At 71.6% G+C, this 26,355-nt stretch carries 17 protein-coding genes and 1 pseudogene; 11 read left to right on the forward strand and 7 right to left on the reverse strand.

All coding sequences use genetic code 11. The annotated features are described in order from the left end of the window. The first annotated feature begins 23 nt into the window (after positions 1-23). Both BJ983_RS03100 and BJ983_RS03105 read left to right on the forward strand, forming a co-directional pair. Complete coding sequence (locus BJ983_RS03100) at positions 24-560, forward strand: hypothetical protein (RefSeq protein ID WP_179792464.1); 537 nt, start codon at positions 24-26, stop codon at positions 558-560. A 287-nt stretch (positions 561-847) separates the two neighbouring features. Further along, complete coding sequence (locus BJ983_RS03105) at positions 848-2,137, forward strand: hypothetical protein (RefSeq protein WP_179791914.1); 1,290 nt, start codon at positions 848-850, stop codon at positions 2,135-2,137. Positions 2,138-3,146: 1,009 nt separating this feature from the next. Here the strand turns inward: BJ983_RS03105 and BJ983_RS03110 are convergent. Continuing rightward, positions 3,147-6,230 (reverse strand): ATP-binding protein, encoded by a 3,084-nt coding sequence (locus BJ983_RS03110; protein ID WP_179792465.1) that lies wholly within the window; start codon positions 6,228-6,230, stop codon positions 3,147-3,149. A gap of 122 nt (positions 6,231-6,352) precedes the next feature. Here BJ983_RS03110 and BJ983_RS03115 point away from each other — a divergent pair, with 122 nt between their 5' ends. The 4 genes from BJ983_RS03115 to BJ983_RS03130 all read left to right on the forward strand — a co-directional run bounded on the left by BJ983_RS03115 (position 6,353) and on the right by BJ983_RS03130 (position 13,369). Then, entirely contained in the window at positions 6,353-7,207 is an 855-nt protein-coding gene (locus BJ983_RS03115; protein ID WP_179792466.1) for a hypothetical protein, read from the forward strand. Positions 7,208-7,842: 635 nt separating this feature from the next. Next, entirely contained in the window at positions 7,843-9,579 is a 1,737-nt protein-coding gene (locus BJ983_RS03120) for a tyrosine-protein kinase domain-containing protein (protein ID WP_179792467.1), read from the forward strand. A gap of 80 nt (positions 9,580-9,659) precedes the next feature. Continuing rightward, the gene (locus BJ983_RS03125) at positions 9,660-10,871 is read left to right on the forward strand and encodes a hypothetical protein (protein WP_179792468.1); all 1,212 of its coding nucleotides are present in this window, start codon (positions 9,660-9,662) and stop codon (positions 10,869-10,871) included. Next, positions 10,871-13,369 (forward strand): MATE family efflux transporter, encoded by a 2,499-nt coding sequence (locus tag BJ983_RS03130; protein ID WP_179792469.1) that lies wholly within the window; start codon positions 10,871-10,873, stop codon positions 13,367-13,369. Before BJ983_RS03125 ends, BJ983_RS03130 begins: the two co-directional genes overlap by 1 nt. 4 nt (positions 13,370-13,373) lie before the next feature. Here the strand turns inward: BJ983_RS03130 and BJ983_RS03135 are convergent, their stop codons facing one another. Then, on the reverse strand, positions 13,374-15,017 hold the full coding sequence (locus BJ983_RS03135; RefSeq protein ID WP_179792470.1) for a choline dehydrogenase: 1,644 nt from the start codon (positions 15,015-15,017) through the stop codon (positions 13,374-13,376). Positions 15,018-15,068: 51 nt separating this feature from the next. After that, complete coding sequence (locus BJ983_RS03140) at positions 15,069-16,202, reverse strand: cellulase family glycosylhydrolase (RefSeq protein WP_179792471.1); 1,134 nt, start codon at positions 16,200-16,202, stop codon at positions 15,069-15,071. Between the two features lie 158 nt (positions 16,203-16,360). On the opposite strand from BJ983_RS03140, the gene BJ983_RS03145 reads away from it, so the two are divergent. From BJ983_RS03145 to BJ983_RS03165, 5 genes are all read left to right on the forward strand, one after another. Beyond that, positions 16,361-17,284: a glycosyltransferase gene (locus BJ983_RS03145; protein WP_179792472.1), complete on the forward strand. Its 924-nt coding sequence runs from the start codon at positions 16,361-16,363 to the stop codon at positions 17,282-17,284. Between the two features lie 222 nt (positions 17,285-17,506). Continuing rightward, positions 17,507-18,904 (forward strand): glycosyltransferase, encoded by a 1,398-nt coding sequence (locus BJ983_RS03150; RefSeq protein ID WP_179792473.1) that lies wholly within the window; start codon positions 17,507-17,509, stop codon positions 18,902-18,904. Between the two features lie 1,245 nt (positions 18,905-20,149). After that, positions 20,150-20,434, forward strand: a complete 285-nt coding sequence (locus BJ983_RS03155) for a hypothetical protein (RefSeq protein WP_179792474.1) — start codon at positions 20,150-20,152, stop codon at positions 20,432-20,434. Positions 20,435-20,721: 287 nt separating this feature from the next. Further along, complete coding sequence (locus BJ983_RS03160; RefSeq protein WP_179792475.1) at positions 20,722-22,170, forward strand: type IV secretory system conjugative DNA transfer family protein; 1,449 nt, start codon at positions 20,722-20,724, stop codon at positions 22,168-22,170. Between the two features lie 82 nt (positions 22,171-22,252). Then, positions 22,253-23,164, forward strand: coding sequence for a hypothetical protein (locus BJ983_RS03165; protein ID WP_218890073.1), 912 nt, complete (start codon positions 22,253-22,255; stop codon positions 23,162-23,164). A 197-nt stretch (positions 23,165-23,361) separates the two neighbouring features. Here BJ983_RS03165 and BJ983_RS03170 read toward each other — a convergent pair whose 3' ends face one another. From BJ983_RS03170 to BJ983_RS03185, 4 genes and pseudogenes are all read right to left on the reverse strand, one after another. Then, complete coding sequence (locus BJ983_RS03170; RefSeq protein ID WP_179792477.1) at positions 23,362-23,580, reverse strand: hypothetical protein; 219 nt, start codon at positions 23,578-23,580, stop codon at positions 23,362-23,364. Beyond that, entirely contained in the window at positions 23,577-24,446 is an 870-nt protein-coding gene (locus BJ983_RS03175) for a peptidoglycan-binding domain-containing protein (protein ID WP_343053669.1), read from the reverse strand. Before BJ983_RS03175 ends, BJ983_RS03170 begins: the two co-directional genes overlap by 4 nt. 92 nt (positions 24,447-24,538) lie before the next feature. Beyond that, positions 24,539-24,802, reverse strand: a pseudogene (locus BJ983_RS32655) (peptidoglycan-binding domain-containing protein); the annotation flags it as partial. A gap of 17 nt (positions 24,803-24,819) precedes the next feature. Continuing rightward, positions 24,820-26,340: a glycoside hydrolase family 16 protein gene (locus BJ983_RS03185; RefSeq protein WP_179792479.1), complete on the reverse strand. Its 1,521-nt coding sequence runs from the start codon at positions 26,338-26,340 to the stop codon at positions 24,820-24,822. Positions 26,341-26,355 lie beyond the last annotated feature (15 nt).

Raw genomic sequence — 26,355 nt, forward strand, 5'->3', positions numbered from 1 at the left:
TCGTCGGGGCGACCGTCGTTGCGGTGATCGGAGTGGGCGGTGCCCTCGCGCCGGCCGCGTGGGCGGCTCCGATGCCGTCCGGAGCTCCCTGCCAGCCCGAGCAGTCGACGCTGGACGCCGTCAGAACGCGCATCGCCGCGCACAACGCGGCGGCGCCTGCCCAGCCGCACGCGGCCGACCCGAACGTCTACAACGCCGAGGTCGAGCAGTACAACGCCGAGGTCACGGCGTTCGACGCGCAGGCCGACGCACTGGCGCAACAGCAGAACGCGGCCCTCGCGGCACTGCGGCAGTGTCTGGCGCGCCACGGCGTCATCGTGCAGGGCGGCCCGCAACCCCCGACCCCGACGAACCCCCCAAAGACCGACCAGCCGCAGCCGACGTCGCCGCCCGCACCGGAGAACGCGCCCGAACCCGAGCCGTTCGATGTCCAGGAGAACATCCAGAAGGCGTTGGACTGGTTGGACGACCGACTCGAGGAACTCGACGAGATGTCGAAGAAGGACGGGTCGACCGACCACGACTGCCCGCCGAACGAGCAGAAGCACGGAACGGCCTGAATCCCGTCCGTCTCATCCACCTGTGATCACAAGTATCCGATTCATCACGATATTCCCGATCGTCGATCATCCATCGGAATCGTCCGTCACCGGAGGACAATTTCTCCGGAGATCCAGTAGCGCGAGAGCCTGCTCGGACGAATACACCCGCGCACGCGCTCGGCTCCGAGATCGGTTTTCGTTCCGCCCCGCCCGATGAACAGCGGTGGACTCGTCCGAGGCGTGCGTGCCCGGCGACCGCACACGCCCCGCACGCCTTCGACGTACCTATCCCACGGGAGTTCGCCATGTCGTCGTTCCATCGCACCACCACACGCACCGGGCTGGGCGCCGCCGGAGTCGCCGCCGCCCTGCTCCTCCTGCCGACCGTTGCGTCCGCAGCACCTGTTCTGCCGTCGCAGTGCACGCAGACCGGCACCACCGTCACGTGCACCTACCTCGCGTCCGGTGGCCAGCAGACCCTCGCGGTGCCCGCGGGAGCGACCGCCGTCTCCGTCGTGGTCAAGGGCGGCGCGGGTGGTCGGGGCGGCGCCGGTGGGACCGGTCGTGCCGGAGGTGCCGGCGGCTCCGGGGGAGTGGTCACCGGGTCGTTGACCGGCGTGGCGGGCGTGACTCTGCGCATCGTGCCCGGACCCCTCGGAGCCAACGGCACCGACTCGGGGAACGGCGGCGGCGACGGCGGAGCAGGCGCCGGCACCGGCGGCGGCGGTGGCGACGGAGCAACGGTGGTGGGCACCTCGGACAACGGCGGTGCGGGCGGTGCGGGCGGCGGCTCGTCGGCCGTCCTGCGGGACGACACGGCCCAGAACCTGGTCGTCGGCGCGGGGGGCGGCGGAGGCGGCGGCGGAGGCGGCTACGAGGGCGACTCGGCGCCCACGTCGGGTCCGGCCGGCGGCGGGGGAGCGGGCGGTGCCGCAGGCACCGACGGCGCCCCCGGTCGTGGTCAGGGGACGGCCCCTGGTGGGAAGGCCGCATCGAGCGGGTCCCCGAACGGCGCGGAGGCGCCCGGCGCCGCGTTGCCGGGTGCCGGCGAGCCGAGCTACGGCGCGGGTGGTCCGGGCGGTGGTGGCGGCGGGGTCGAGGGCGGCGGCGCCGGCGGCTTCGCGAACGAGACCGGCGGCGGCGGTGGCGGTGGAGGGAGCAACCTCGTGCCGAGCGGCGGGTCTGCGACGACCACCAACACCGGCGGTGGCTCGGTGACCATCACCTACTCGACGACCTCGTCGACCCCGACGCCCACGCCGACCTCGACGTCCGTCCGCGGAGACGTGCAGTTCGGGTCCGGGTATCGCGCCTCGATCGACGTGCGCGGCACCGCGACCGGCGGGTCGGGCTCGTGCGCGGTCAGCGCCGGTACCGAGCGCGCCGTCTGTCGATCGATCACGTCGGTGACCCGCTCCGGGAACACGGCCACGATCAAGGGCACCGCGGTGTCCCGCGCCGGGCTCGTCCCGTTCAGCACCACGGTGGTCGACGGAGCGCGGCCCGGAGTCCGGGGGAGCGACACGGTCACCGTCACCGTCGGCGGGCGGACGGTGACCGGCACCGTCACCCGCGGGGACCTCTCGGTCGGTTGACGTCTACCGGTCCACGCGCGCGAGTCGCCGCGCGTGGACCGGCCCGCCGCTGCTCGCCCGTCCGCGGCGCTCACGCTGACACGGTGGCGATTGCTCACCGGTGATACTAACTGCTCACCGGTGATACTAACGTGGCGCCGCAACCGGCAACTTTGGACGGTAGCGGACTCCAGTTCGGCCGACGGCGACGCGGACGTCAGCCATCGTACCGAAGCCGACGGCCTGTCGATGCCGGAGAGTGCGCGAGCCGCGGTGCGCGACGATGACGAGGAACACGGTCGGGCTGACGAGGTCGACGCTGCGGCAGCATGGGTGACCATGAATTTCCGCGAGGCACTGGACCGCCTCGGTCGAGCCTGAGGCGGTCCGTGGTACTCGCGGAGCTCGTCGCTGGGCGAGGCGACGTGGTGTTCGATGTGTTCTTCGTTCTCAACAGCTGCCCACCGCACACAGACCGCCAGAGTCGGCGAATGCGCCCAGCTGATCATCGGGCGAGGGCGCGGAAAAGCAGGTCCTTCATCTCGGCGACCGACTCCTCGGGGGAAACAGACCCCGCCGTTGCTGTCCACCACGGTGGCTTCGACGGCGAGGGTTCGATCCTCGACAGATGCGAGCCTGTCCTCGACGCCTCCGGCGCGCCCAATGAGGTCGCGCTGGTTCGCCCCGAGCGTATTGACCGCTGCCAGAACGGCGCGATGGTCGACGCGGTCCGCCTCGAACTCCGCAACGCGAGCCGCGAGCTCGGCCATCGGTCCGGTCATGCCGTGACGGTAGTGGGCGACGATGAGGCCGAGGTCGCGTTTGCAGAGGTCCCTCCTGGACGGCGTCTGGTTGATCGCAGCGGCGCCCGAGGACCTCCGCTGTCCTCGGAATCCGCGAGGCCCCCGACATGACTCGGTCGACGAAGTGGCGCTGCAGGCGTTGACCGCACTCAACGACACATTGCTGGCATGCTGAGGTGCTGTAACCGCTGTGAAAGCGGCGGGCGCTTCCGTGTGGTGGTGACCGGTCAGAGGCGGCGCAGTCCGAAGGGGAGCGCCGACGTGCCGTCCGCGACGAAGCGGGTGAGTCGACTCGCGGCGTCGGCCCAGGGCCGCCACCCCAGACGGTCCGCCATTGAGGCTGCGGCGGTGAACGACCGGTGAGCCTCCTCGGGCGAGTCGAGGGCGAGCAGGGCCAGGCCGCGGTAGGTCTCGAGCGGGCCGAGGATGCCGGCGCCGACCCCGACGACGACCACCGCACCCGGGTCCGCCGGCATCCCGACCAGGACCTCCCGGGCCGACGCCGCGTCGTCCAGCGCGAACGCGGCGGCTGCCGCAAGACAGAGTCCTGGGCGGTCGAAGAGGCGGTACGGACGTCCCCGTCGGCGGCGGTGCCACTCGGCGAGGTGCGCTTCTGCGGCGTCCCGGTCGCCGCCCTGGACGGCGTCGACCGCCGCGACCGAGGCCCACGCCGCGACGTGCGGGTAGAAGCCGGCGGCCATCGCGGGCAGGCCACCGAGCGAGGGCATGGTGCCCGCGAGCAGGTGGTGGGACGCGAGGTGGACGCCGTACGCGCCGAGGGCGTCGGGGATGCCGAGATCGGCCCCGCGGTCGCGGGCAGCGTCGGCCGTCGCCATGGCCAGCTCGACCTCGCCGCGAGCCAGCTGCGTGGACGCCTCGATGAGCAGGCACGCCCACAAGCCCCGGGCGTGACGAAGTCGCTCGGCCGCGACGCCCAGCGCGGTGCGCTGTCGGTCCGCCTCGTCGACCTGACCGGCAGCGATCAGCGCGGCGACGAGGAGCTCCTCCGCCTCGAGCTCCAGCTCGGTGTCGTCGCTGCGGGCCCCGAGGTCACACGCGCGGCGGGCGTGGCGCAGGCGGTCGGCCACGGGCACGGGCTCGTCGGCGAGTTGGTTCACCCGCAGCAGCGCGACCTGGGCCTGCAGCCGGGGGTCATCCGGACGACGGGCGGCGAGCGCGAGGAGCTCGGGCATCGCGTCGGCCTCGGCGTCACCGAGCAGTTGGAGCTGCTCCTCGATCAGCGCGCGGAGGGTGCGGACCCGCTGCCGGTCGTCGAGTTCGAGGCCACGCACCTGCTGGAGCCGCGCCAGCCGTCGGGGTCGGCCGGCGATCGACATGCCGAGGGCGTCGACGCCGACCGCGGCGTCGGCCCGCAGGTCCGGCGCGACGGACCGGTCAGCGGCCACGACGTCGAGCACGTCATCGGCCTCGGGGGTGCGCCCGAGCGCCTCGAGGACCACGCCGCGGAGCACCGCGACCTCAGCCGGGGCCGAGGCGGTATCCGCCTGGTCGAGCAGGGCGAGGGCCTCGAGGAAGGCGCCGCGACGACGGGCGGTCCGGGCGGCGTCGAGGCGGGCGTCGGACACGACCGCAGCGGGCACGAGGGCGCCCGCCCCGACGGCATGGCGCAGCCGTTCGAAGGGGTCGACGTCGTCGGGCAGCGTGTCGAGGCGGGTGCGGTGCAGCAGCGCGCGTTCCGGTTCTGGGACGCGCTCGCGGGCCGCCACGGCCAGGAGTTCGTGGCGCAACACGTACGACCCGTCGTCGGGAACGACGAGGCCGAGGTCCACCGCGGGGCGCAGCGCGGCGATGACGGCACGCGGCGTCGTCTCCAGCGTCGTCGCGAGCGCGTCGACGTCGATCGGGGCGAGCACGGCGAGCGCCTCGAGGACCTCGCGGCAGGGCGCGGGCAGCTGGCCGAGCTGGTGGGCGAGGAGGGGGCGGAGTCGGTCGGGGACCCGTCCGGCAGTGCCCGGTCCCAGGTCGAGCAGGGCCACGAGGTGCAGCGGGACGCCGGCGGAGCGGGCGAGCAGGTCCGGCACCGATCCGGCGTCGGGAGGAGCATGGCGCAGAGCGAGGAGCGCGGCGACCGCGCGGGCGTCGAGGGCGCCGACGGGAAGTTCCGCGACGCCGGGGTGCCGGACGAGGTCGGCGCGGGTGTCCTCCCAGGCGGGGTGGGCGACGGCGTCGGGCTCGCGGGCGGCGGCCAGCAGCACGACACCGGGCGGGAGACCGAGCCGGGCGAGTGCGAGGAGCGCGCCGCGCGAGGCCGAGTCGGCGCGGTGGGCGTCGTCGAGCGTGAGCAGCAGCGGGACGTCGTCGGCGCGGGCCGCCAGAACACGTCGGATGGTCCGCCCGAGCTCGGGCTCGCCGGGAGCGGGTGGCACGACGCCGAGCCCGCGGAACCCCTCCGTCCATGCGGCGAGCGGGCTGCCGACCTCGTCCCAGGTCCCCGCGCCCACCGCCGCACCGCGCAGCCGGGCCTCGGCCCGCGCCGCGCGCAGCAGCGACGTCTTCCCGATCCCCGCCTCCCCGGTGACGATCAGCAGCCAGCCGCGGTCGGGATCGTCGAGCCGCCCGCGGATCGCGGCGAGGAGGTCCTCCCTCCCGACGACGGGTTGCTCGCGGGTCGGGCTGCGTCGGGGGGCGGCGAGCAGGAGCTGCTCGAGCTCGCGCAGGGGCGCGCCGGGGTCGACGCCGTGCTCGGTCCGCAGCACGCGGCGGGTCTCGGCGTAGACCGCAAGGGCGTCGACGGTGCGTCCGAGGCGGTGCAGCGCGGTCATGGCAAGCGCGACGAGTCCCTCCCGGTCGCGGTGGGCGGGGAGGTGTGGCAGGAGCGCGTCGGCCGCAGCCGCCGCGTCCGAAGGCGCGTCCCGTTTGAGCAGGGCGGTGGCGTGGGCCTCGAGCAGGCGCAGGAACCGCTCGTGGGCCTCGACGCGCGCCATCTCGAGCCGCGCGCCCGGGACACAGCCGGCGAAGGGCTCGTCCCACAGGGCGAGGGCAGCCGTCGCGATCTCGACGGTCTCGTCGGGGTCGTCTGCTGTCCGAGCGGCCGCGCTGAGGCGGTGGAAACGGCGGAGGTCCACCTCGTCGTCGGCGACCTCCAGCACGTAGCCGCCGTGCCGGGACACCAGCGGGAGATCGGGGCCGAGGATCTTGCGCAGGCGGGTGACCTGGACCTGCAGCGCGGCGGTCGGGCGTTGGGGGAGGCGTTCGCCCCAGAGGCCGTCGACGAGGGCGTCTACGGCGACCGGGCGGCCGGGGGAGAGGGCGACGTGCGCGAGGAGCGTGCCCAGCAATCGGCTACCCAACGTGCTCGTTCGAACGCGGGAAGCGCCGAGAACGCCGACGCACGGAGGCTCCAGTTGCGCCATCTCGGGCATTAACCCCCCAGTGACTTCACGAAGCGTGATGACGAGGAGAGAGTAGGCACATGGGGACGATTGCGATAGACGATGTCGAACGCGGCGACATCCTGCTGGTGACGAAGAATCCACACAGCGCGTTGGCGCAGATGATCGTGGATCTCGATCGCTCACCCGGTGGGTTCTCACACAGCGGTATCGCAGGGGGCAAGAACACGATCATCAGCGCGTTCCCCACGGGCATCGAGCCCGCGTGGCCCGTCGCGGTCACTGGGCTCACCTACGAGCCCTTCTCCCACTTCTGGTCGAAGGGCCAGGAGATCTATCGGCTCGTCCCGCCGCCAGGAGTCGACCGGGACGCAGCCCTGACGCGACTCGACAGTTATCCGGAGAGCCGCAAGACCCGTTTCGGTGTGGCGTCGATCGTCCTGGTGGCGGCTGCCCTCCACGCGATGCGGGACGAGTACAAGATCGGTGAGGCCGGCGCCGATGCGGTGGTACGCAGCGCGATTCGCGCCGGCCAGGTCTGGTCCTCCGACGACGAGTTCTTCTGTGCGGAGTTCTCGGCCGTCATCTACGACCTCGACTCCCGACCCTTCACCGTTGCCGACCTGCGTCCGCCCCTCGACATCGACGGCGAGGGCATCGTCACGGACATCGTCATCAAGATCGGTCTCGAGCTGCTCCTCGCCGAGCGCACGCCCGAGCAGAAGGAGACGCTCCGTCACTTCGTGGCGACCGTGCGCGAGAACGACCCGCGGTTCTTCGAGGACGGCATCGACGTTCTCGGGAAGGAGATCCTGTCTGTCGTCGGCCTGGCCAAAGCGGCCGACCTGCCCGACGACACTCCCGTCCCCTCAACACTGATCACTCCGAGGATGCTCGAGGCCTGGGGTGAGGGGACTGAGTGGATTCGCCATTGATATCCGACAGGTGGGAGGGCGCTGCCGCAACGGCGGCGACCGCGTCGGGAACGAGCAGCAGCACGCGGTCGCCGCGGTGACCGGCGGCCGCTCGTCCGCAAACGAAGTACTGAAGGCTCGAGGCGGCAGAGACCGGACACCGTCACTGCAACCGCGTCGGCGTGGTGCCGAAGTGAGGGCGCGGGGGACGGGCCGACCCCGCACGGAACCGCGGCCACCCGGCCCACCCGCACCGACCGCTCTGCAGTTCTGTCGTGTTCCACGAGAGACTTCGGATGGAGATCAGAACGCCTGCCCGCTTCGGCGTGGAGACGTCGAGATCATCTCGCTGTCGTTCATCAGCACACCCATGAATGGCGAGGAGCAGGTCCGACACATCGCGACGGCGAGCGGGTCTGCGAGCCGCTGACGTGCGCAGAGGGGCGCACTGGACGACGCACCGCGACCGGCCTGACACAGCGCGAAGTGTCTGGCATTCAGCGTGGTGCTGGGGGACCATCAGCGTCGGGCGATCACCTTTTCGATCGTTTCCGGGTCGGTCGGGGTCGGATGATGGGGGAATCGTGACCCTTGGAGAGTTTCTCCGAGTCGTTCTTCGACGGTGGCGGATCGGTGTCGCGGTCGCCGTACTCGGAATGATCGTCGTGGGGGCCATCGCGATCTTGATGCCGCCGTCCTACGAGGCGAAGGTCGACCTCTTCTTCACGACCTCGGATCCCACCGCGAACGCGTCCGAGCGGGTCGCCGGTTACGCGCCGTTGGTGACCAACGACGTCGTGACGACGTCCGTCGTCGGGCAGCTCGGACTCGACGAGAGCCCGGACCAGTTCGCGAAGCGCATCACGGTCACCACGCAGCCGAACTCGGCGGTCCTCACGGTCGGGGTGCAGCTCTCCGACCCCACGCAGACGGCGGCGGCCGCGAACGCCGTGGCCACCTCGTTCATCCAGCTCTTCGGACGGCTCAACCCCCCTCCAGCCCCGAACACCGCGCCCGCCGTGACGGCCACGGTCGTCCAGCCCGCCGGGGTGCCCGTCGAAGCGACGTGGCCGTCGGTGCTGACCCTCGTGATCGGCGCCGTCGTCGCGGTCGCGCTGGGGGTGGCGGCGGCCGCGCTGCGCGGCCGGGCCGATCCGAAGGTGCGGACGTCGGAGGACGTGGTCGCCCTGACCGGCCGTCCCGTGCTCGGCGAGATCCCGTCCTCCGCCTCCGGGACGGAGTTCCGCCGGGTCCGCACGATGCTGCGCGCCGCCGCCGGTGACCGACCTCCCCGCCTGGTCGCGGTGTGCGGCGCGTCGACCGGGAGCGGCAGCGGGCTGGTCGGGGTGAACATCGCGGTGGCCCTGGCGCACGCCGGCTCCCGGGTGCTGCTCGTCGAGGCGGACCTCCAGCACCCGAGCATCTCCCACCACCTCGGACTCGACACGAGGACCGGACTCACCACGGTGCTGTCGGGTGCCAAGCCCCTGCGCGAGGCGGCGCGCCCCTGCACCGTCGCCGGGCTCTCGGTGCTCTCCGCCGGCATCGTCGATGCCGACTCCGGCGACCTGCTCGGCTCGCCCCGCGTCGCGGATCTGCTGGGGGCGGCGCGCACGGAGTACGACGTGGTCGTGCTCGACACGGCTCCGCTGCTCGGCGACCCGAGCGCCGCCGACCTGGCGTCGCGCACCGATGGAACCGTCCTCGTCGCGGGCCGCGGATCGACGCGGAAGGACGACCTTCAGGCTGCGGTGCGGCTGCTGGACCAGGTGGGGGCGCGGCTCCTCGGCACCGTGGTCAGGGCCCCGGGCCGGGCGGCGGCGGACGACGAGGGCCCCCAGGTCACGGCACGCACGCCTCAGGTCGGGCGCCCGACCCCGCCACCTCTCCGGATGGGCGCCCCGACGAACGGGCCCGTCCGCACGGGGCCCCCGAGCGGTGGACTCGTACGCACCGGGCCCCCGTCACACCCACCGACCCGGCCCCCGGCGAAACCGCCCTCCCCGGGCAAGGCGGCCGCCGGGCCCCCGGCGGACCCCACGCCGACGCAGGCCGTGGTCCCGGTCCAGACCGCCACCCGGGAGGAGGCCGGGGTCCCGTCGGACACCACGGCCGAGGTCTCGCCCCGTTCCCGGGGCTGGATCCCCCTGACGTCGGTTGCCGTCGCCGTCGCTGCCGCCGGCGTCGGCCGTGCTGCCGCCGGCACGTCGGCTACCGGTGTCGACGAACGCCCCGGCCCAGAGCCGACGAGCGGCACGGACGACGGCAACCACGACGACGACGGCAGCGACACCGACGGCAGCGACAACGACGGGAAGCAGGAAGACGCCCCCGAGACGCCGAGGGGTGACGCCGCGGCCGCTGCCACCACCGAGAAGGGGTCGACGGCGTGACCCTCCGGTCGCTCCCGTCCCCTCTCCTCGACCGCGGGGAGGGCAGGCCGGCCCCGGGGCGAGCGACGACGAGCCGGTGGGTGATCGGGCTCTTCCTGCTCGACGTCCTGCTGCAGCGGCTGGCCGTCCCGGGGCTGCCGATCGCGCTGCTCCTGCCGGTCACTCTCGGGTGGGCCGTCCTCGCGCACCGGCGACGCGTCGTCGAGATCGACGCGACCCGGCTGATCTGGTGGGCGCTGGCGTGTGGCGCCACCGGGCTGATGCTCCTGCTCCAACCCCTCGTCGTCGCCGGACCGTTGATCAGCATCCCCTCGTGGGCGTTGGTGGTGGTGACGTCCCTGCCGTTCGCGCTCCGCGTGCGCGACCGGAGTGTTGCGACCTACACCCGGATGCTGCGGGGCGCCGAGACGATCGGGTGCTGGCTCGCCGTGGGGTGCCTGGCGATGACCGGCACCCAGCTGCTCGGCGTGCCCTACCGCGACGTGCTCGCCGACGTGCTGCCGTCCACTCTGCTGCTGACCGACTTCAACAACACCTATCCCTACTCGTACGGGTCGACGCTGTTCCGCGCGAACGCCTGGATCGGGCTGGAGCCGTCGTTCACGTCGTTCCAGCTGGGCATCGCACTCCTGGCGAGTGTCCTGCTGCGGCGGTCGATCTGGCGGACCGTGCTCCTGGTCGCGGGGATCGCCTCGACGGCCGCGGGCTCGGGCATCCTGCTGGTCGCCGTCGGTGTGTTCGTGCTGGCCCTGTATCGGCGCCGCATGGTGCTGCGGCGGTACGTCGCGCCGGTGGTGGTCCTCGTCGGGGCCGTCCTCGCGACGTCCTTCGGGCAGTCCCTCCTCGGACGGTCCACCGAGTTCTCGGACCCGAACTCCTCCACCTCGCTGCGCGCGATCCTTCCCTACGACGTGCTCTGGCCCCGGTGGGTGGCCCAGACCGGGGTGATGCTCGTCGGGGACGGCCCCGGGTCGTCCCAGGTGCTGGCGACGAGCACCGGGATCGGCGGCCTCCTCGTGCCCACGCCCGTCAAGATCTTCTTCGACTACGGGCTCCTCGGCGGCGCGGTCCTCGCGGCCTTCCTCCTCGCCTGCTACGTCCGGTCGCCCAGCGTGTCGATCGCGGTCGCCCTCCTCCTGTCGCTCTGGACCGTCCAGCCCGGACTCACGACGACGGCGCTGCTCCTCAACGCCGTCATCTTCGTCTCGCTGTGGGTCCCGCGGGTCGAGCCGCCGCTGGAGGCGCGGCCACCGACCCCGCGTGACGAGGCGCCAGCCGAGCAGGGCGCCTGATGGCCGCCCTCCGTCTCCGGAGGCCCTCGGGGCCGTCCCGGGCCCTCGTCGGACGCGCCTTCTGGAACCTCGTCGACCAGGCCATCTCCTCGGTGACGAACGCGGCGCTGTCGGTCGTGGTCGCGCGCTCGGTGGGCGAGCTCGACTTCGGTGGGTTCGCGGTCGCGTTCACCGTCTTCAGCGTCGTCGTCGGGCTGAGCCGGAACATGACGACCTCACCGATGCTGATCCGCTTCAGTGGCGCGGGCCGCGACGAGTTCGACACCGCGGCGGGCGGGGCGCTGGGGTCGGCGCTGTGCTTCGGGTTCGCCGCCGGGACCGGGTCCCTGGCGGTGGGTCTCCTGCTGGGCGGCGTGGTGGGGCCCTCGCTGGTGGCCCTGGGGGTGGTCCTCCCGGGACTGCTCGTGCAGGACGCGTGGCGCCAGGTGTTCTTCGCGGAGGGCCGGGCCGCAGCGGCCACGCTCAACGACTCGGTCTGGGCGGTCCTGCAGGTCGGCGCGGTCGCCCTCCTGCTCCTCGGCGAGCAGGTGGACACGGCGCCGCCCCTGGTGCTCGCCTGGGGTGGCGCCGCGCTCGGGGCGGCGGTACTGGGGAGGTGGCAGAGCCGCGCCCGGCCCCGCCCGTCGGCTGCCCGACGGTGGCTGCACGACCACCGCGACCTGGTCCGGTTGATGATCGCCGAGTTCGGCACGCAGCAGGGTGCGATGCAGGGCGCCATGCTGGTGATCACCGCGGTCACCTCGCTGCAGGTGATCGCTGTGCTCCGCGGCAGCCAGGTGCTGCTCGGCGTGATGAACCTGCTGTTCACCGCCACCGTCAGCTTCGTGACCCCGGAGTTCGCCCGACGTCGGCACCGGCTCTCCGTGCGGCAGTGGACGTTGGGTGCGATCGGCGTGTTCGTCGTGGTCGGTGGTGCGTCCGCGGTGTGGGGGCTGCTGTTCCTCGTGCTGCCTGACTCCGTGGGTCGCAGTCTGCTCGGGGACACGTGGGACGGGGTGGCTGCGGTTCTCGGTGTCGCGGTCGTCCAGCAGGTCGTCCAGAACATCGGCTCCGGCCCCGCGATGATGCTCCGCGCGATGGACCGCGTGCCGGTCACGTTCCGGCTCAACGCGATCCAGTCCCCGCTGGCCTTCGTCCTCGGGGTGAGCGGCGCCGTCGTGGACGGCGCCCGCGGTGCGCTCGTCGGCTTCGCGCTCGCCTACGCCGTGGTCTCGCCGTTCTGGTGGCTCCGGCTGAACCGGGAGGCACGCCGGCTCGCCGACGGCGGGGCACCCGAGGCCGCCGACGTGCCCGCGGCACTCGACGCTCCGACCGTCCTCGTCCCCGTGCCCCGCAGGACCACCGCCGTCGGTCGGCTGGTCTACGTCGTCTACAACGTCAACGACCCCGCAGTGCACCGGCGGGTCCGCATGCTGCGGCGCGGCGGCGTGAACGACCTCGTCGTCGTCGGCTTCCGCCGCAGCAGCGAGCCGGTGACCGAGATCGCCGGTGCCCCCGTCGTCGACCTGGGCCGCAACGCGGACGGGAACCTGCGGCGGCGGGCGGTCGACCTGGTGACGACGCGGCTGCGGCAGGGGAGGTGGGCGCGTACGGTCGGGCCCGCCTCGGTGGTCCTGGCCCGCAGCTTCGAGGCGCTCGTCCTCGCCGATGGTTTCCGCGCGCGCCATGCCCCGGGGGGTCGGCTCATCTACGAGGCCCTCGACGTGCACCGGGCGCAGATCGGGAGCTCGCTCTCGGCCCGCGCGCTGCGGGGCGTGGAGGCGCGCCTCCTGGCCCGCACCCAGCTCCTCGTCACCAGCTCACCCGCGTACGTCTCCGAGTACTTCTCCACGCTCGGCCGTCCGCTGCCGCCCGTGGTGGTCCAGGAGAACAAGGTCCTGGCCGCGGAGCTCGATCCCGGCCTCCTCGCGCGCCTGCACGCCGACCGGAACGCCTTCCGGCTGTGGGACGGACCGCCCTGGCGGATCGGCTGGTTCAGTCAGATGCGGTGCGCCCGCAGCCTCGAGCTGCTCGCCGGGGTGTGCCGCGCCTTCCCGGGGCACGTCGAGGTGGTGCTGCGCGGGCAACCGATCCCCGAACTGGTCGACCGGCTGCACGCCACCGTCGCGGCGACCCCCGGCATGGTGTTCCTCGGTCCGTACGACCGGGCGACCGACCTGGCCGCGATCTACGCGGACGTGCACTTCTGCTGGGGGCTCGACCTCTACAACAGCGGGACGAACTCGGACTGGGCGCTCGCGACGCGTCTCTACGAGGCGGGCACCTTCGGATGCGTCCCGCTCGGGCAGGCCGGGGTGGCGACGGGGGACTGGCTCGCGACGCGCGGCGTGGGGGTGCTCCTCGAGGAGCCGTTCGAGGAATCGCTGCACGCCTGGGCTTCCGGACTGACCCGGGAGTCCCACGCGGCGGCGCGTGCAGCGATGGCCCGCCTGCCGCTGCGGGCCTTCGTGGACACCGACGACGAGTCCCTCGGGTTCGTCCGGAGGCTCTACGGCTGACTCCTCAGGCGGTCGTCCGGCCCTGCGCGAGCGCGGGCAGCGGTGTCCGTCCCGCGATCAGGTCGGCCGCCTTCTCGGCGATCATCAGCGTCGGGGCGTAGGTGTTCGCGGTGGTGATGCTCGGCATCACCGAGGCGTCCACGACCCGGAGCCCGTCCATGCCGTGCACCCTTAAGGACGCGGGGTCCACGACGGTGGAGTCGTCAGCGCCCATGCGACAGGTGCCCACCGAGTGCTCTCCGGAGCACGCGGCGCGGCGCACCCACTCGAGCACCTCGGCCTCGGACTTCACGCCCGGGCCGGGCACCGACTCGCCCGCGTCGTAGGGGCTGAACGCGTCCTGCGCGAAGAGCTCCCGGACGACCTCGAGCGCACGCGGCCACCACGCGCGTTCGGCCTCGCTCTGCAGGTAGCCGTACTGCACTCGCGGCGGGTCCCCCGGATCGCTCGACCGCAGGGTGACCGACCCGCGGAACCCGCACCACGTCGCCATCATGTGCACCTGGTAGCCGTGGTCGTCGGCGTGCGAGTTCGGGTCGATGTTCAGGGCCAGCGGCGCGAAGTCGATCAGTACGTCGGGGCGCGTGAGCGCGGGGTCGGTGCGGACGAACCCGCCCGCCTCCACCTGGGTGGACGAGACCGCACCGGTGCCGAACGCGAGCCACTGCATGGCGTACAGCGGCCACCGGTACTTGTCCCGCATGGTCTTCATCGACACCGGCTGGGAGCAGCGGTGCTGAACGAAGAGCCCCATGTGGTCCTGGAGGCCGCGACCGACGCCGGGCAGGGAGTGCACGGGCTCGATGCCGACCTCACGCAGCTCGGCCGAGTCCCCGATCCCGGACAGCTGGAGGATCTGCGGCGTCCGGAGCGCTCCGGCCGCGAGGATGACCTCGCCCGCCCGGACGTCGTAGGCGGCTCCGTCGTCGGGGCGGACCCGGACTCCGGTGGCGCGGTTGCCCTCTACCAGCACCGCGTCGACCGGTGACCCGGTGCGCACCTCCAGGTTCGGGCGGCGGCGTACCGGCGCCAGATAGGCCTTGGCGGCCGAGACCCGGCGACCGCGCCGTGTCGTCCGTTCGAAGGGCCCGAAGCCCTCGGGCGCGCTGTTGAGATCGCGGACCTGCTGGTACCCCGCCTGCCGGGCCGCCGCGAGGAAGGCGTCGAACAGCGGCCCCTTCGCGGGCCCACGCTGCAGGTCCAACGGACCCGTGCGGCCGCGGCCGGGATCGGCGGCAGGGTCGTCGAGCTTCTCCAGGCGTCGGAAGTACGGCTGACAGTGCGCCCAGTCCCAGGTCGACGAGCCCGACTCCTCGGCCCACAGGTCGAAGTCCGTGGGGTGACCGCGGGTGTAGACGGCTCCGTTGATGCTGCTGGAACCACCGACGACCCGTCCCGCGGGGTGGTCGATGACCCGGTCGTCGAGTCCGCTCTCCGGCTCACCGACCATCCGCCAGTCGTGGCTCCGGCTGCCGACGACGTAGGTCATCGCCGCCGGCGACTCCACGAGGAGGTCCCACCAATGATCCCGTCGTCCGGCCTCGAGCATCAGGACGGTGACGTCCGGATCGGCGCTCAGGCGGTTGGCCAGCACGCAGCCGGCGGAGCCGCCGCCGACGATCACGAAGTCGAAGCGCGATACGACCATGTCGGACCGTGTCCTTTCCGGCACGTGGCCCACCCCGCGGAGGGCCGGTGCCTAGCCCTGGGTTGACGGGATGCGCACGTCGTGGATCGAACTGAACAGCGGGTCGCTCTCGGTGGTGCTGTAGGAGCAGTCCGGTGTCGTCGGGTTGATCCCCCTGGCCGTGTACGACCAGTAGAGCAATCCGGCCACCTCCGGCACCTTCAGGTAGGCCGCGATCTTGTCCCGAGCGACCGCGGCCCTTCCGTCCACGCTGAGGCACGTGCCGCCGCTCGCGGCCCGAGCCTGGTCACCGCCCGCGTCGAGACCCCACTCCCCGACGAGGATCGGCTTGCCCACGTCCTTCGCGACGTCGAGCACGTCGTCGAGGTGGGGCGACACGTCGGAGACCGAGTCGTACTCGTGCATGCTCACGACGTCGATCGCGGGACTGGACATCAGCCGGAGGAAGCCGTCGGCGCCGCCGAGCCCGTCGGGCAACGAGGTGCCCGCGCTGAGCAGGTGGTTCGGATCGAGCTGGTGCACCAGCCCGCCGGCGTCGTCGAAGAAGGCCCGCAGGACGTCGATGTTCCTGGTCCCGGGCTCGTTGACGAGCTCCCACATGCCGATCGTGACGCTGTCGCGGTACCGCGGGACGATCGTGCGGACCCAGTCGAGGTAGGCGCCGCGATAGCCGCCCGCGTAGAAGGCCTCGTCCTTCTTGGTGTCCCCGCAGTTCGCGTGGTCGTCGGTCAGGGCGACGACGAGTCGGACATCGTGCGCCGCCGCCGCGGCGACCAGGGCGTCCGTGTCCGCCGTCGAGGTCCCGGGCAGCATGAACACCCGGACCACGCTGAGCGGCTGCAGACCGGCGAAGAACGCGTCGCGGGCCTCCGGCGTCAGCTTCTCGTCGGGGTCCCCGCAGCCCAGCATCACGTAGGAATTGAAGCCCGTGAAACGGTAGGGCTTGCCCTCGAGGACGAGTTGCGTCCCGTTCCTGCCGATGAACGACGGCGGAGCCGGCGGCCGCGCCGCCGAGGCGTTCATGGCCTGCGGGCGTTCGTCCCGCATCCCGTTCGTGGTCGTCGCCACGACGACCCCGGCGATCACGAGAAGTGCGGCGACGACGCCGCCGAGAATGATCCGCGGACGGCGACGACTTGCCTGCGAGGACGACGCGCCACGCTCCGCGACTTCGTCATCACTCATGGCAGCCGATGCCCTCCTTTCGATCATCCGGCGCCCACCTGGGCCACGTCCACAATTCACGATCACCGGGCATGGCGCCAGAGTCAATCAGCGGAGGTCTCGTCGGCGTGTGGTCGAGCTGCTAACGTTCGACGCCACTTCGGGTGGGGGGTGCTTCGGTGGAGGAGTTGTCCGGAGATCTCGCGACGGCGATCCACGAGAAGCGTCGGTGGAACTACGAGCTCGTCGTGGTCACGTATCACAGCCGCCCACTGGTCGAGTCGATGTTCGAGCGTCTCCCGGTGGATCTTCCCATCGTGATCGTCGACAACGCTCAGGGTGCGGACGGAATGGGCGAGCTGATCGAGAACCGCCCGTCGGCGCGCTATCTGACCGGACCGGGTCGCGGCTACCCGAGCGGCGCCAACCTCGGTGTCCTGTCCTCGACCTACGACTACGTCGTCCTCGTGGACCCCGACACCTCACCGGCGATCGACCAGATCGACAGCCTCGTCCGGGACCTCGAGCAGGACCCGGGGCTCGCGGCGGTCGAGGTGATGACGGTCGAACCGGACGGTCGCGCGGAGCTGAGCGGCGGGTGGGAGCCGACTCCGTTGCGGGCGTTCGTGCACGCCGCCGGCCTGCACAAACTGTTTCCGACCGCCGGCCTGTACGCCCGGCCGGTCCCCGGGCAGCCGCTGCAACCGGAGTGGATGTCCGGCTCCTGCACCGCCGTGCCCGTGCGTATCTTCCGGGAGCTCGGTGGGTTCGACGAGAGCTACTTCGTCTACAGCGACGACGTGGAGTTCGGGCGCCGCGTCCGGGAGGCCGGGCTTCGTCTGCGACTCCGGACCGACATCTGCATGCAGCACCTGGGCACCGGCTCCGGGGAGGGCCGACCGAGGATGCTGCGATACCGGGGTGCGTCGATGACGCGCTATCTCCTCCGGTACAACACGACGTCCCGGACGAATGCCATGCGCGTCTTCCTGTCGGTCGGTCTGGCCGCGCGCATCCCGCTGTGTCTGCTGCGGAACCGGCGAGCTCAGGTTCTTGAGCACGTCGCCTATCTCCGTGGTCTCTGGTTCGGCCCGCCGACCTGATTCGATCAACGCCCTGAGTCATTCGATCAACACCCGGAGCGATTCGATCAACACCCGGAGCGATTCGATCAGCGCTCGGAGCGATTCGATCAGCGGTCGAATCGATATGATCATTGCTCCGTTCGATCGACGCCGCCGAAGAATCTCTTGCTCGACGCTGCTCCCTGCGTAATGTGCTGCGTCGCACACCCGATCGAGTGGTCGGAGTTGACCGAGGGGGCAATGCTCGTGGCGGTCCTGTCTACTCTCCGCGACCGGCCGGTGGCGTCGAGCAATCGAATCGCCGACACCGCTTTCATCCTCAGTTCGTCGCCGCCGGTGCCTCTCGACAACGGCAAGCGCGTCATGATCAACAGTATTCTGGAACATCTCGTCGATCGGCTCGGCGAGGACCGGGTGCATTACGCCGTCGTGACCGGCACGTCCGACGCGCTCCCGCCGTTCCCCGGTGTGATCCACCGACTCGAACGGCCCCCGGCCCTGCGGCAGATCGGCGGTCTCGCGCATTGCGTCCGCGACCGGAGCTACACCATCCAGGAGGCGATGCTCGGCGGGCGCCGTCTCCGGGAACAGGTGGCCGCCCTGGTCGCGGAGATCCGGCCCTCGCTCGAGGTCTACGACACGCTCCGCATGGCCCAGCACGCCCCGGCACGATCACCGGCCGGCCGACGCGTGCTCTACATGGACGATCTCTTCTCGATCCGGTATGCGCGCATGCTCGACGTCGCCCGGCGCGGCGACCTGCACATGGACCCGTTGGGAGGCTTCGCCACCAACGTGCCGGCGCGACTGCGGCCCCTGGCGCGACGCCCCGGTGTCTACCGCCCGCTGCTGCGGTTCGAGGGCGCCCGCATCAAGGCCCGCGAGGAGGCCATCGTCAACGACTTCGACGTCAGCCTGTTGGTCAATCCGCGTGAGGTCGACCAGCTCCGAGTGCGGACGGGTGTCGACTCCGTCCACGTCCTGCCGCCGCTCCTGCCCGAGATGAGGCCGGGCGGGCGCTCGCCGGTGGCCCCGGCCCAGTTCGTCTTCCTCGGGAAGCTGGACATCCCGCACAACGACGACGCGATCTGTCACTTCCTCCAGAAACTGGGGCCGGTGCTGAGTGCGCTCGAGCCCGCGATCCGCATCCGGGTCATCGGCAAGAACCCGAGTCCGTCGCTCCGGGCGCTCGCGACGCGCCACCCCGGGCTCGTGCGGCTGGAGGGGTTCGTCGAGGACCTCTCGGACGTTCTCGGCTCGACGACCGCCCTCCTAGCGCCCCTGCGCTTCGGGAGCGGGCTCAAAATCAAGGTGCTGGAGGCCCTCGCTCGCGGGGTGCCGGTCCTTGCCACCTCGATCGCCGCGGAGGGCCTGCCGGCCTCGGAGGCGTCGGCCAGTGGGCTGTACGTCGAGGACGATCTCACCGCGTGGCCGGCGTTGATGGCCTCCCTGAGTCCGGAGCGTTCCCACGCGATGGCCGGCCCGGCCCGCGCGTACTTCCTCCGTAGCTACGGGCGGGACGTCGTGGCTCGGCGCTACGACGCAATGCTCGGACTCGCGGCGCCCGCGCCGGCACCGGCCTTGCCAGCGCCGCGCTCGGACATCGAGGACCTGGAGCGACGCCCCCACCCGGTGTGACTTCGTCGGGGGAGCATCGATGTGGCTTCCGAACAAGGCCCTGTGGCGTCGGCCCGAAAAGAGCGACCCGCTTCGATTCCTCGGCCGGGCTCTGATCCGCCACTCATCGGCGGCGAGGAGAACGACGCCGAGGAATACCGTCTGCTTCACGAGGCCGCGGGATCGCCGCTCGCCGCTCGTCGTTGTCCAACAATTCCGGATCTCCGTCCGAACCGTCCGATGTGGTCGAGAGAACTGTCGGCGAACCGATATCCCCGACGTTCCAGGACGGTGCCGACGGCTGGGTGCACCGAGGATCCTTGGGGCGGCGAGGAGCGGGTAGCTGCGGCGCCTCGTCGCGGATCTCCTGCAGTGTGCGCTGGTCGATCGTGCCGTGTCGTCGCATCGACACCCACGGGGCCGCCCCCCACACGACGGCCGCGACCGCCGACAAGCCGAGGATCACCTTCACCGTCGCCCCCCGGTCCGGTCGTGGAGTCCCACCGTCGGGAGTCTTCACGAGAAGACACGGTAGAGCGCTGCGTGGCCCGCATCCTTCACAATTCCATGACGAATGCGGGGGCGCATTCGTCATGGGTCACCCGCTGTGTGCACCGTCGCACGGTGTGCGCTCGCCCGCCGTCGATCTGCACGCGGATCGCTAGCGCCCGTTGTCGGGAGATCCTTCTCGACGACCTGCTACGCGAATGGAGAAACAACTCGCCGCGATCGTTCCACCCGGACGACCGTGAACGGAAATCGCTGACGGCGAGTGTCGGGCACAGGGACCGGGCGTTTGGCTGCGAGGGATATGGCTGATCCTGCGCTCCGACGACCGGCGGTCTACGGACAGTCGGCTCCGGAGCCGACGGCCCCTCCTCGGGTCAGCTCGGCCGCCGGCCGCGGCCGGCGCTCAGTCCTCGAACCGTCGGGGGCCGATCCGTCGACCCCGTGCACGGCGGCCAAGTGATCGTTCAGCTCCGCCGTCGCGGCACGGGTGGGAAGCCGCGCTGCAATCGTCCCCACACCGAAGGTGACCACTTGTCGAGATGCGCTGGGCTGTACGGGTGAACCAGCGGGAGCGATTCGAGCACTAGGTAACAGAACTTCATGGCGACCGAGACACAGACGTCGCTCAGTGCGCATGTTCGTTCTCGAGGGGGACCCATGAACCTGCCAGTCGTCCAGCCACCGCGGTGCGCCCGTTGCAGCTCGATCCTCGAGCCACCCGGCTTCTACTGCGGCCGCTGTGGCCTCAACCAGTAGATGGTTCCACGGGCCGCGCCTCCGGTCGTCCCTGGCTTCCAGAAGTCGCCGGGCGTCGCGGTCCTGCTGAGCTTCCTCCTGCTCGGAGGGGGCTTCCTCTACCTGAACCGCGTCGGAGCCGGTGTGGCCCTGCTGGTGTGGGACCTGTTCTTGTTCTTCCTGATCCTGATCCCCTTCATCGGGTGGGTGGCGGCGCCGCTCCTGTGGCTGGTGTCCTTCGCGATCGTGGCTCCGCTGACCTACTCGGCAGCGAACGACTACAACCGCTCGCTGGGCAACCGATGAGTACCCCGGCCTGGGGCCCGCGCCCGGGCGGTCCGCCGGCACCTCCGCAGCAGACCGCCCAGCCTCGCAACGGCTGCCTCCTGGCCTTCATGGCCGTGCTCGGCACCATCGGGTTCCTCATGGTGTTCAGCCGCGCGTGGCCGATCGGGCTGGTCTTCGTCCTGGTCGGTGGTGGGGTGCTCGCCTGGGCGGCCACGGAGGGGTCGCGGCAGCGGTCGCAGGCCCAGCGGATCGCGGACACACGGTCCCGCGAGAGTCACGAGTGGTGGCTTAGGCGCCCGGAGAACATGGTCGCCGGGGCACCGGACCCGTTGTCCGCAGCGATGGCGATGGTGGCGCCGTCCGGCGGAACGGCCTACCTGGGCATCACGCCCGACCACCGCGAACCCGTGGCCGCCGAGGCGCAGCAGGCCGTCATCGTGCTCGGGCCGCCGAGGTCGGGGAAGACGTCGGCGCTGATCGTCCCGGCCATCCTGGGCGCGCCCGGCCCGGTCGTCTCCACCTCCACCAAGCTCGACGTCCTGCACGCGACTGCGACCAACCGGTCGCGGTCGGGCCGCATCTGGGTCTTCGACCCGTCCGGTTCCGAGGCGCTCCCCCCGGGTGCTCTGGAACTGCACTGGACGCCGGTGACCTCGGCACGCACCTGGGACGGCGCGCGCGAGACCGCCGACGCCATGGTCGGAGCATCGACGGCGGGGAAGGGAGTCGAGAACGCCACGCATTGGACGGAGAGCGCGAAGTCGGTCCTCGCGCCGTTGCTGCACGCTGCTGCTCTCTCCGGTCGCACGATCCAAGAGGCTCGCCGCTGGGTCAGTCTCGTCGAGCTGCAGGAGGCGGGAGCTGTCCTCGAGGCACACGGCGCGGACCATGCTGCCGACGACCTGAGCGCCATCTCCAACACCGAGGAACGGGAACGGAGCTCCATCCTCGCCACGACCCGGCAGGTCCTCAACGCATACGGTTCCGACACCGTTGCGGCCCGCAGTCGGGTGCAGAACTTCGACGCCGAGGCGTTCGTTCGCTCGAAGGACACGGTGTACGTGGCGGCGCCGTCGCACCGGCAGCACCTGCTGGCACCCCTCGTCGTCGGGCTGCTGGAGGAGATCCGACGAGCAGCGTACGCCCGAGCCCGGGGTCAGGGCGCCATGAACGCCGCGCCGGTGTTCTGGGCCCTGGATGAGATCGCCAACATCGCGCCGCTCGAGAAGCTGCCCGGGATCGTCTCGGAAGCGGGCGGACAAGGCCTGCAGATCATGGCCTGCTTCCAGGATCTCTCGCAGGCACGGGCACGGTGGAAGGAGGCGGCGGACGGCTTCCTGACCTTGTTCGGCACCAAGGTCGTCTTCCCCGGAATCGCTGATCACCGGACTCTGCAAGCCCTGTCGACCCTCGTCGGCGATTGGGACCGCCCCTACCTCGCGGTCAATCGGTCCACGGGAGAGAGCCGGCAGTTCGGACTCCCGCTCGGAGTCTCGATCGGTCACCAGAACGGGATCGCGTACTCCTACGAGACTCGGCGGGAGACCTTGCTCAGCCCGTCGGAGATCGCCAATATCCCGCTCGGCAACGCGCTCACCGTGCGGGCGACGCGGTGGGGGCTCGTGTCCGCCACACCGTTCTTCGCCGCCCAGCCCTGGAAGGCCGTGGTCGACGCGGCCCCGCCGTCGATCCAGTACCGCGGCAACGTCGACGTCGTGCCCACGATCGTCGGAACGCGCGCCGCCGATGCCTAGGTTGTGGGCCAAGGCCGGGCGAGCCGAGGGTGCCCTGAACTGGGCGCAACGGATGTACGCGAAGCATGAGAAGGCCCGAAAGGTGGTGCGTGCCGTCGTCGGCGTCACCTCGTCGCTCTACGCGCCGAACCCTGCCACGGCGCCGAACCAGCACGACGCGCAGCCGACGCGTGATCAGCAGGCCTACAGCGTCCCGGCGTCCCCGCAGGCCGTCAGGGCGAGCCAGGGGCCTGAGTTCCGGCAAGCTCCGGGTACAAGAGCCCCCGTCGTGCGGGCGGCGTCGCCCCGGCCCCCAGCCGGCGAACGGCTCGCCACCGGCGTCGCCGGGGGACTCGGGGTGAAGGGCGCTTCCGAGGAGACACCGCAGGGGAAGAGGAACGAGCAGGACAAACAGGTGCTGGACGGCCTGGAGGTCGACCGGAGAAGAGCTGAGGAACCCAAGGCGCCCATCCAGTCACCGAAGAACAAGAAAGGCCGGGACGAGGGGCCGGGACGCGGCAGGCCTCGCGGTCCCGCTCACGGCCGGGGAGCTCAACGGGGAGCGGGCCCGAGCGACGAACCGAGTGGCAAGGGCAAGGAAGGCCGGGGCGCAAGGAGGCCGGGGGCGAAGGAGTCGCAGAACAAGGGCCGAGACGCGGGTCGGCGCGAGAACGAGGGCAGACCGGGGCAGCAGCAGCCGAAGCAGAGCGGGACCCAGCGGAACTACGCGCAGGGCTCGAACGGCCAGCAGCCGAAGCAGAGCGGGACCCAGCGGAATTACGCGCAGGGCTCGAACGGCCAGCAGCCGAAGCAGGACGGGACCCAGCGGAACTACGCGCAGGGCTCGAACGGCCAGCAGCCGAAGCAGGACGGGACCCAGCGGAACTACGCGCAGGGCCCGAACGGGCAGCAGCCGAAGCAGAACGGCACGCGGAAGGACGGCGCATCCGCTGACAACCACGCGGAGGCGCCCAAGCAGCCACCGAAACCGCCGCCTAAGCCGCCGGGAAAGTGACTCGCGGCTGATGCGAGTGCCGCTGTCCCGATCAGCGTCCGAACGCCGCGACTGTCATCAGCCGTCGCGGCGGCTGGCTGCAGGAGTACGCAGCCGTGCCCGGAGCGGCCGCAGGGGCAAGTCGTTGCCGTCGTCGCGGTGGGGCACGCCGGGGCGGTCCAGCACGGACCGCCCCGACCTGTCCGATGCGCCCCTGGTCAGGAGGTCTGACGGGCGCTCACCCCGCCGTCGTCGTGGAGGTTCGCGCACGAGGTGAGGGCACGTTGGTCGGAGCCGGAGACCAGGTCCACCTCGCGGGCCTCGCACTGGTCGTAGAGGTCGCCCTGACCGGGACGGTGCAGGACCCGACCACCGGCGCGGACGAAACTCGCGAGGTCGTCGGACTGGCCGATCGTCGACGTCGCCCGGTCGCTCACGAAGAGCCGACTCCCCGGGATGGTGGAGCCGCCGTAGATGACCTTCGCCGACCCGTCGCACCGCAGCACGACGTGTGTCGCCGACCAGATGAACGGCGCGTCGTAGCCGCGTAGCCGATCATGTCGAACTGGGCTGATCGGGCCACTGCCGCGATGCGGGAGGCCTGACGGGCGGAGATGACGACACCGCTCCCGTCGGACAAGGTCTGGACGTCCTCCCGCTCGGGATGGAACCGCGGGTCCTCGCCGTACCACTCGGCGTGCTCGGCGATGCGCTTCCCGTGGCGGGTCATGAACGTCCAGCCCTGCGAGACCCCGAACGGGGTGTCGCCCGGCTGCCGGTCGACCGCGCCCACCCGGCCGTCGTGGCAGGTGAGCTGCATCGGCGGGATGTGGCTGAAGCCGCGGAACTCCTCGCTGTCCACGAACTTCTTCCACGCCGAGCCCTCGAGCGATGCCGGCGGGTAGGGGTTGCTGGATGCGTCGAGCAGTCCGCAGGCGAGGGGGACATTGCTCGCCTGGGGAAGCAGAACCACCGGGAGCAGCTCTCGGATGCAGTCCCGCGTGCCGATCTGCAGGAAGCGGACGAGCTTGACGTCCGGCGAGGTGACGACCCGGTCGCCGGTCGCCGCCGGACGTGGGAGCGGCGGTCCCTCGGGCAGGGAGGCCAGGAGGTCGGCCGTCTCCGCACCGACGTTCCCGTCGGCGGGCAGCCGGTGCTGCCCCTGGTAGTCGAGCACCGCCTTCCTGGTGTTCGGCCCGAAGACCCCTTGGCCTCCAGCGCGTACTCGGGGTGCTCCACGTCGAGGTCCCGCTGCAGGCGGGCGACGCAGTCGTTCTCCTGGCCCTCGAGCAGGAGGGGACACCCGCGGAAGCTGCGGTCCTCGCCGCCCGACGGGTCATCCACCGGCAGCAGCGCTGCGCACGACGGTTCCTTCCCGACGAGGAGGGCGCCGGTCCGCGGTCCGACGGCGCCGGTCGACGGCAGCCCGTTCGCGACCTGGAAGTCGCGGACCGCCGTCGTGGTCGCGGGTCCGTCGGTGCCGGGTGTCGATCCCGTGGTGTCGACACCGAGCGCGCGCTGGATGCAGGCGACGGCCTCGGCGGCCGACGACCCCGGTCCGACGGTCCCGGGCGTCGGTGCGGCGAGGGCGCCGGGGACCGGTCCGAGGACCAGGATCGCGAGGACGGTCGCGCAGACGAGGAGCGAGCGGCCGGCCATCACTTCATCGCGTTCTGCTAGACGCGGATGTAGTCGACCTTCATCTGCTTCGACATGGCCCCGGCCGGCGGCGGACCGGCCCAGCCGCCGACGGCGAGGTCGACGATGACGCTCTGCGGGTGGCTCTGGATCGCGCTCCACAGACCGGCCTGCTTGGCGTTGGCCTGCGCGGCGGTGATCGTCCGCACCGGCTGGTCGTCGATCGACCAGGTGATGTGGCCGTTCGTGCTGTTGTCCCAGTCGATGGCGTAGGTGTGCCAGCCGGACACGTCGCCGGAGGGCACCGTGGCGGTGATGCCCCAGTTCACGTCGGGCGAGCCGTAGTGCACGGTCTGGTGGACGACGTTGGGCGCGTCCTTCGTCCCGATGTTCTCCATGATGTCGATCTCGCCGATCGTGGGCCATTCCTGGCCCGTGCTCGGGTTGCCGATGGTCCAGAACGCGGGCCACAGGCCCTGACCCACCGGGAGCTGCATCCGGGCCTCCCAGTGCCCGCCGGCCTGCTCGAACGTCGGCGCCCCCTGCTTCGACCAGCCGCGCATGGTCAACCGGGCGCTGGCGTGGGTGCACACGTTCGGCCCGCACTTCTGGCTCGTGTCGGGGCTGGTGTCCGCCGTGATGACGAGGTTGCTGCCGTCCTGCACGGCGTGGTCGTCCCGGTACTGCACCGTCGTGCTGTTGCAGCTGTCGGGGTTCTTCCAACAGGGGTCGGTGAACCAGACGGTCCTGCCGAGACCCGCGTTGGCGTTGCCGCCCGCGTTGCCGTTGAACTCCTGGGAGAAGGTCAGCGGGTTCGGTGCGGCGGAGCTGACGAGGATCTTGTGCGGGTCGAGGTTGAACCAGGCCCCGTTGACCTGGACCGCGACGAAGACGTCGTAGGACCCGGTGTCGAAGGTCCGTTCCGCCGAGGTGAACGAGTAGCCCGACGTCGGGACCGAGGCGGCCTTCGCGCCGGGGAAGTCGAAGACGGCGCCGGAGCCGTTGCGGGCGGCGATGGTGACCGCCTGGACCGCGACCGTGCCGCTCGTGGCGGGGAGCTTCGCGGAGGCGGTGACGCTCTGCCCGGCAGCGGCACTCGGCAGGGTCAGGCTGTCCACGACCACCCCGGGGGATGCCCCGCCCACCGTGAAGGACCGGTGGGGGTCAAGGTTGTACCAGGTGCCGGCGATCTGGACGGCGACGAACGCGTCGTAGGTCCCCGCGGCGAAGGTGCGCGTGCCCGCGGTGAAGGTGTAACCCGACGTCGGGATGGCGGCGCTGGTGGCACCGGGGAAGTCGGCCTGCGCCCCGGAGGAGCTCCGGACCGCGATCGTCACGGCCTGCACGTTCACCGTGCCGCTGGTCGCGCGGACGCGGGCCGAGGCGCCGACGGACTGTCCGGGTTGGGCGGAGGTCGGGACGCTGAGGAGGTCGACGACGAGGCCCGGCGCGGCCGAGGCGGTCGGAGCGAGCGCCAGCGCGGAGGCGAGCGGGACGAGGAGGAGAGCCAGCCCCGCGAGGAGGCTCAGGAGCCGGCGGGAGAGCGCCTGCCTGGTCATGGTCGTAGTTCCCAT

Source organism: Actinomycetospora corticicola, assembly GCF_013409505.1.
Classification (GTDB): domain Bacteria; phylum Actinomycetota; class Actinomycetes; order Mycobacteriales; family Pseudonocardiaceae; genus Actinomycetospora; species Actinomycetospora corticicola.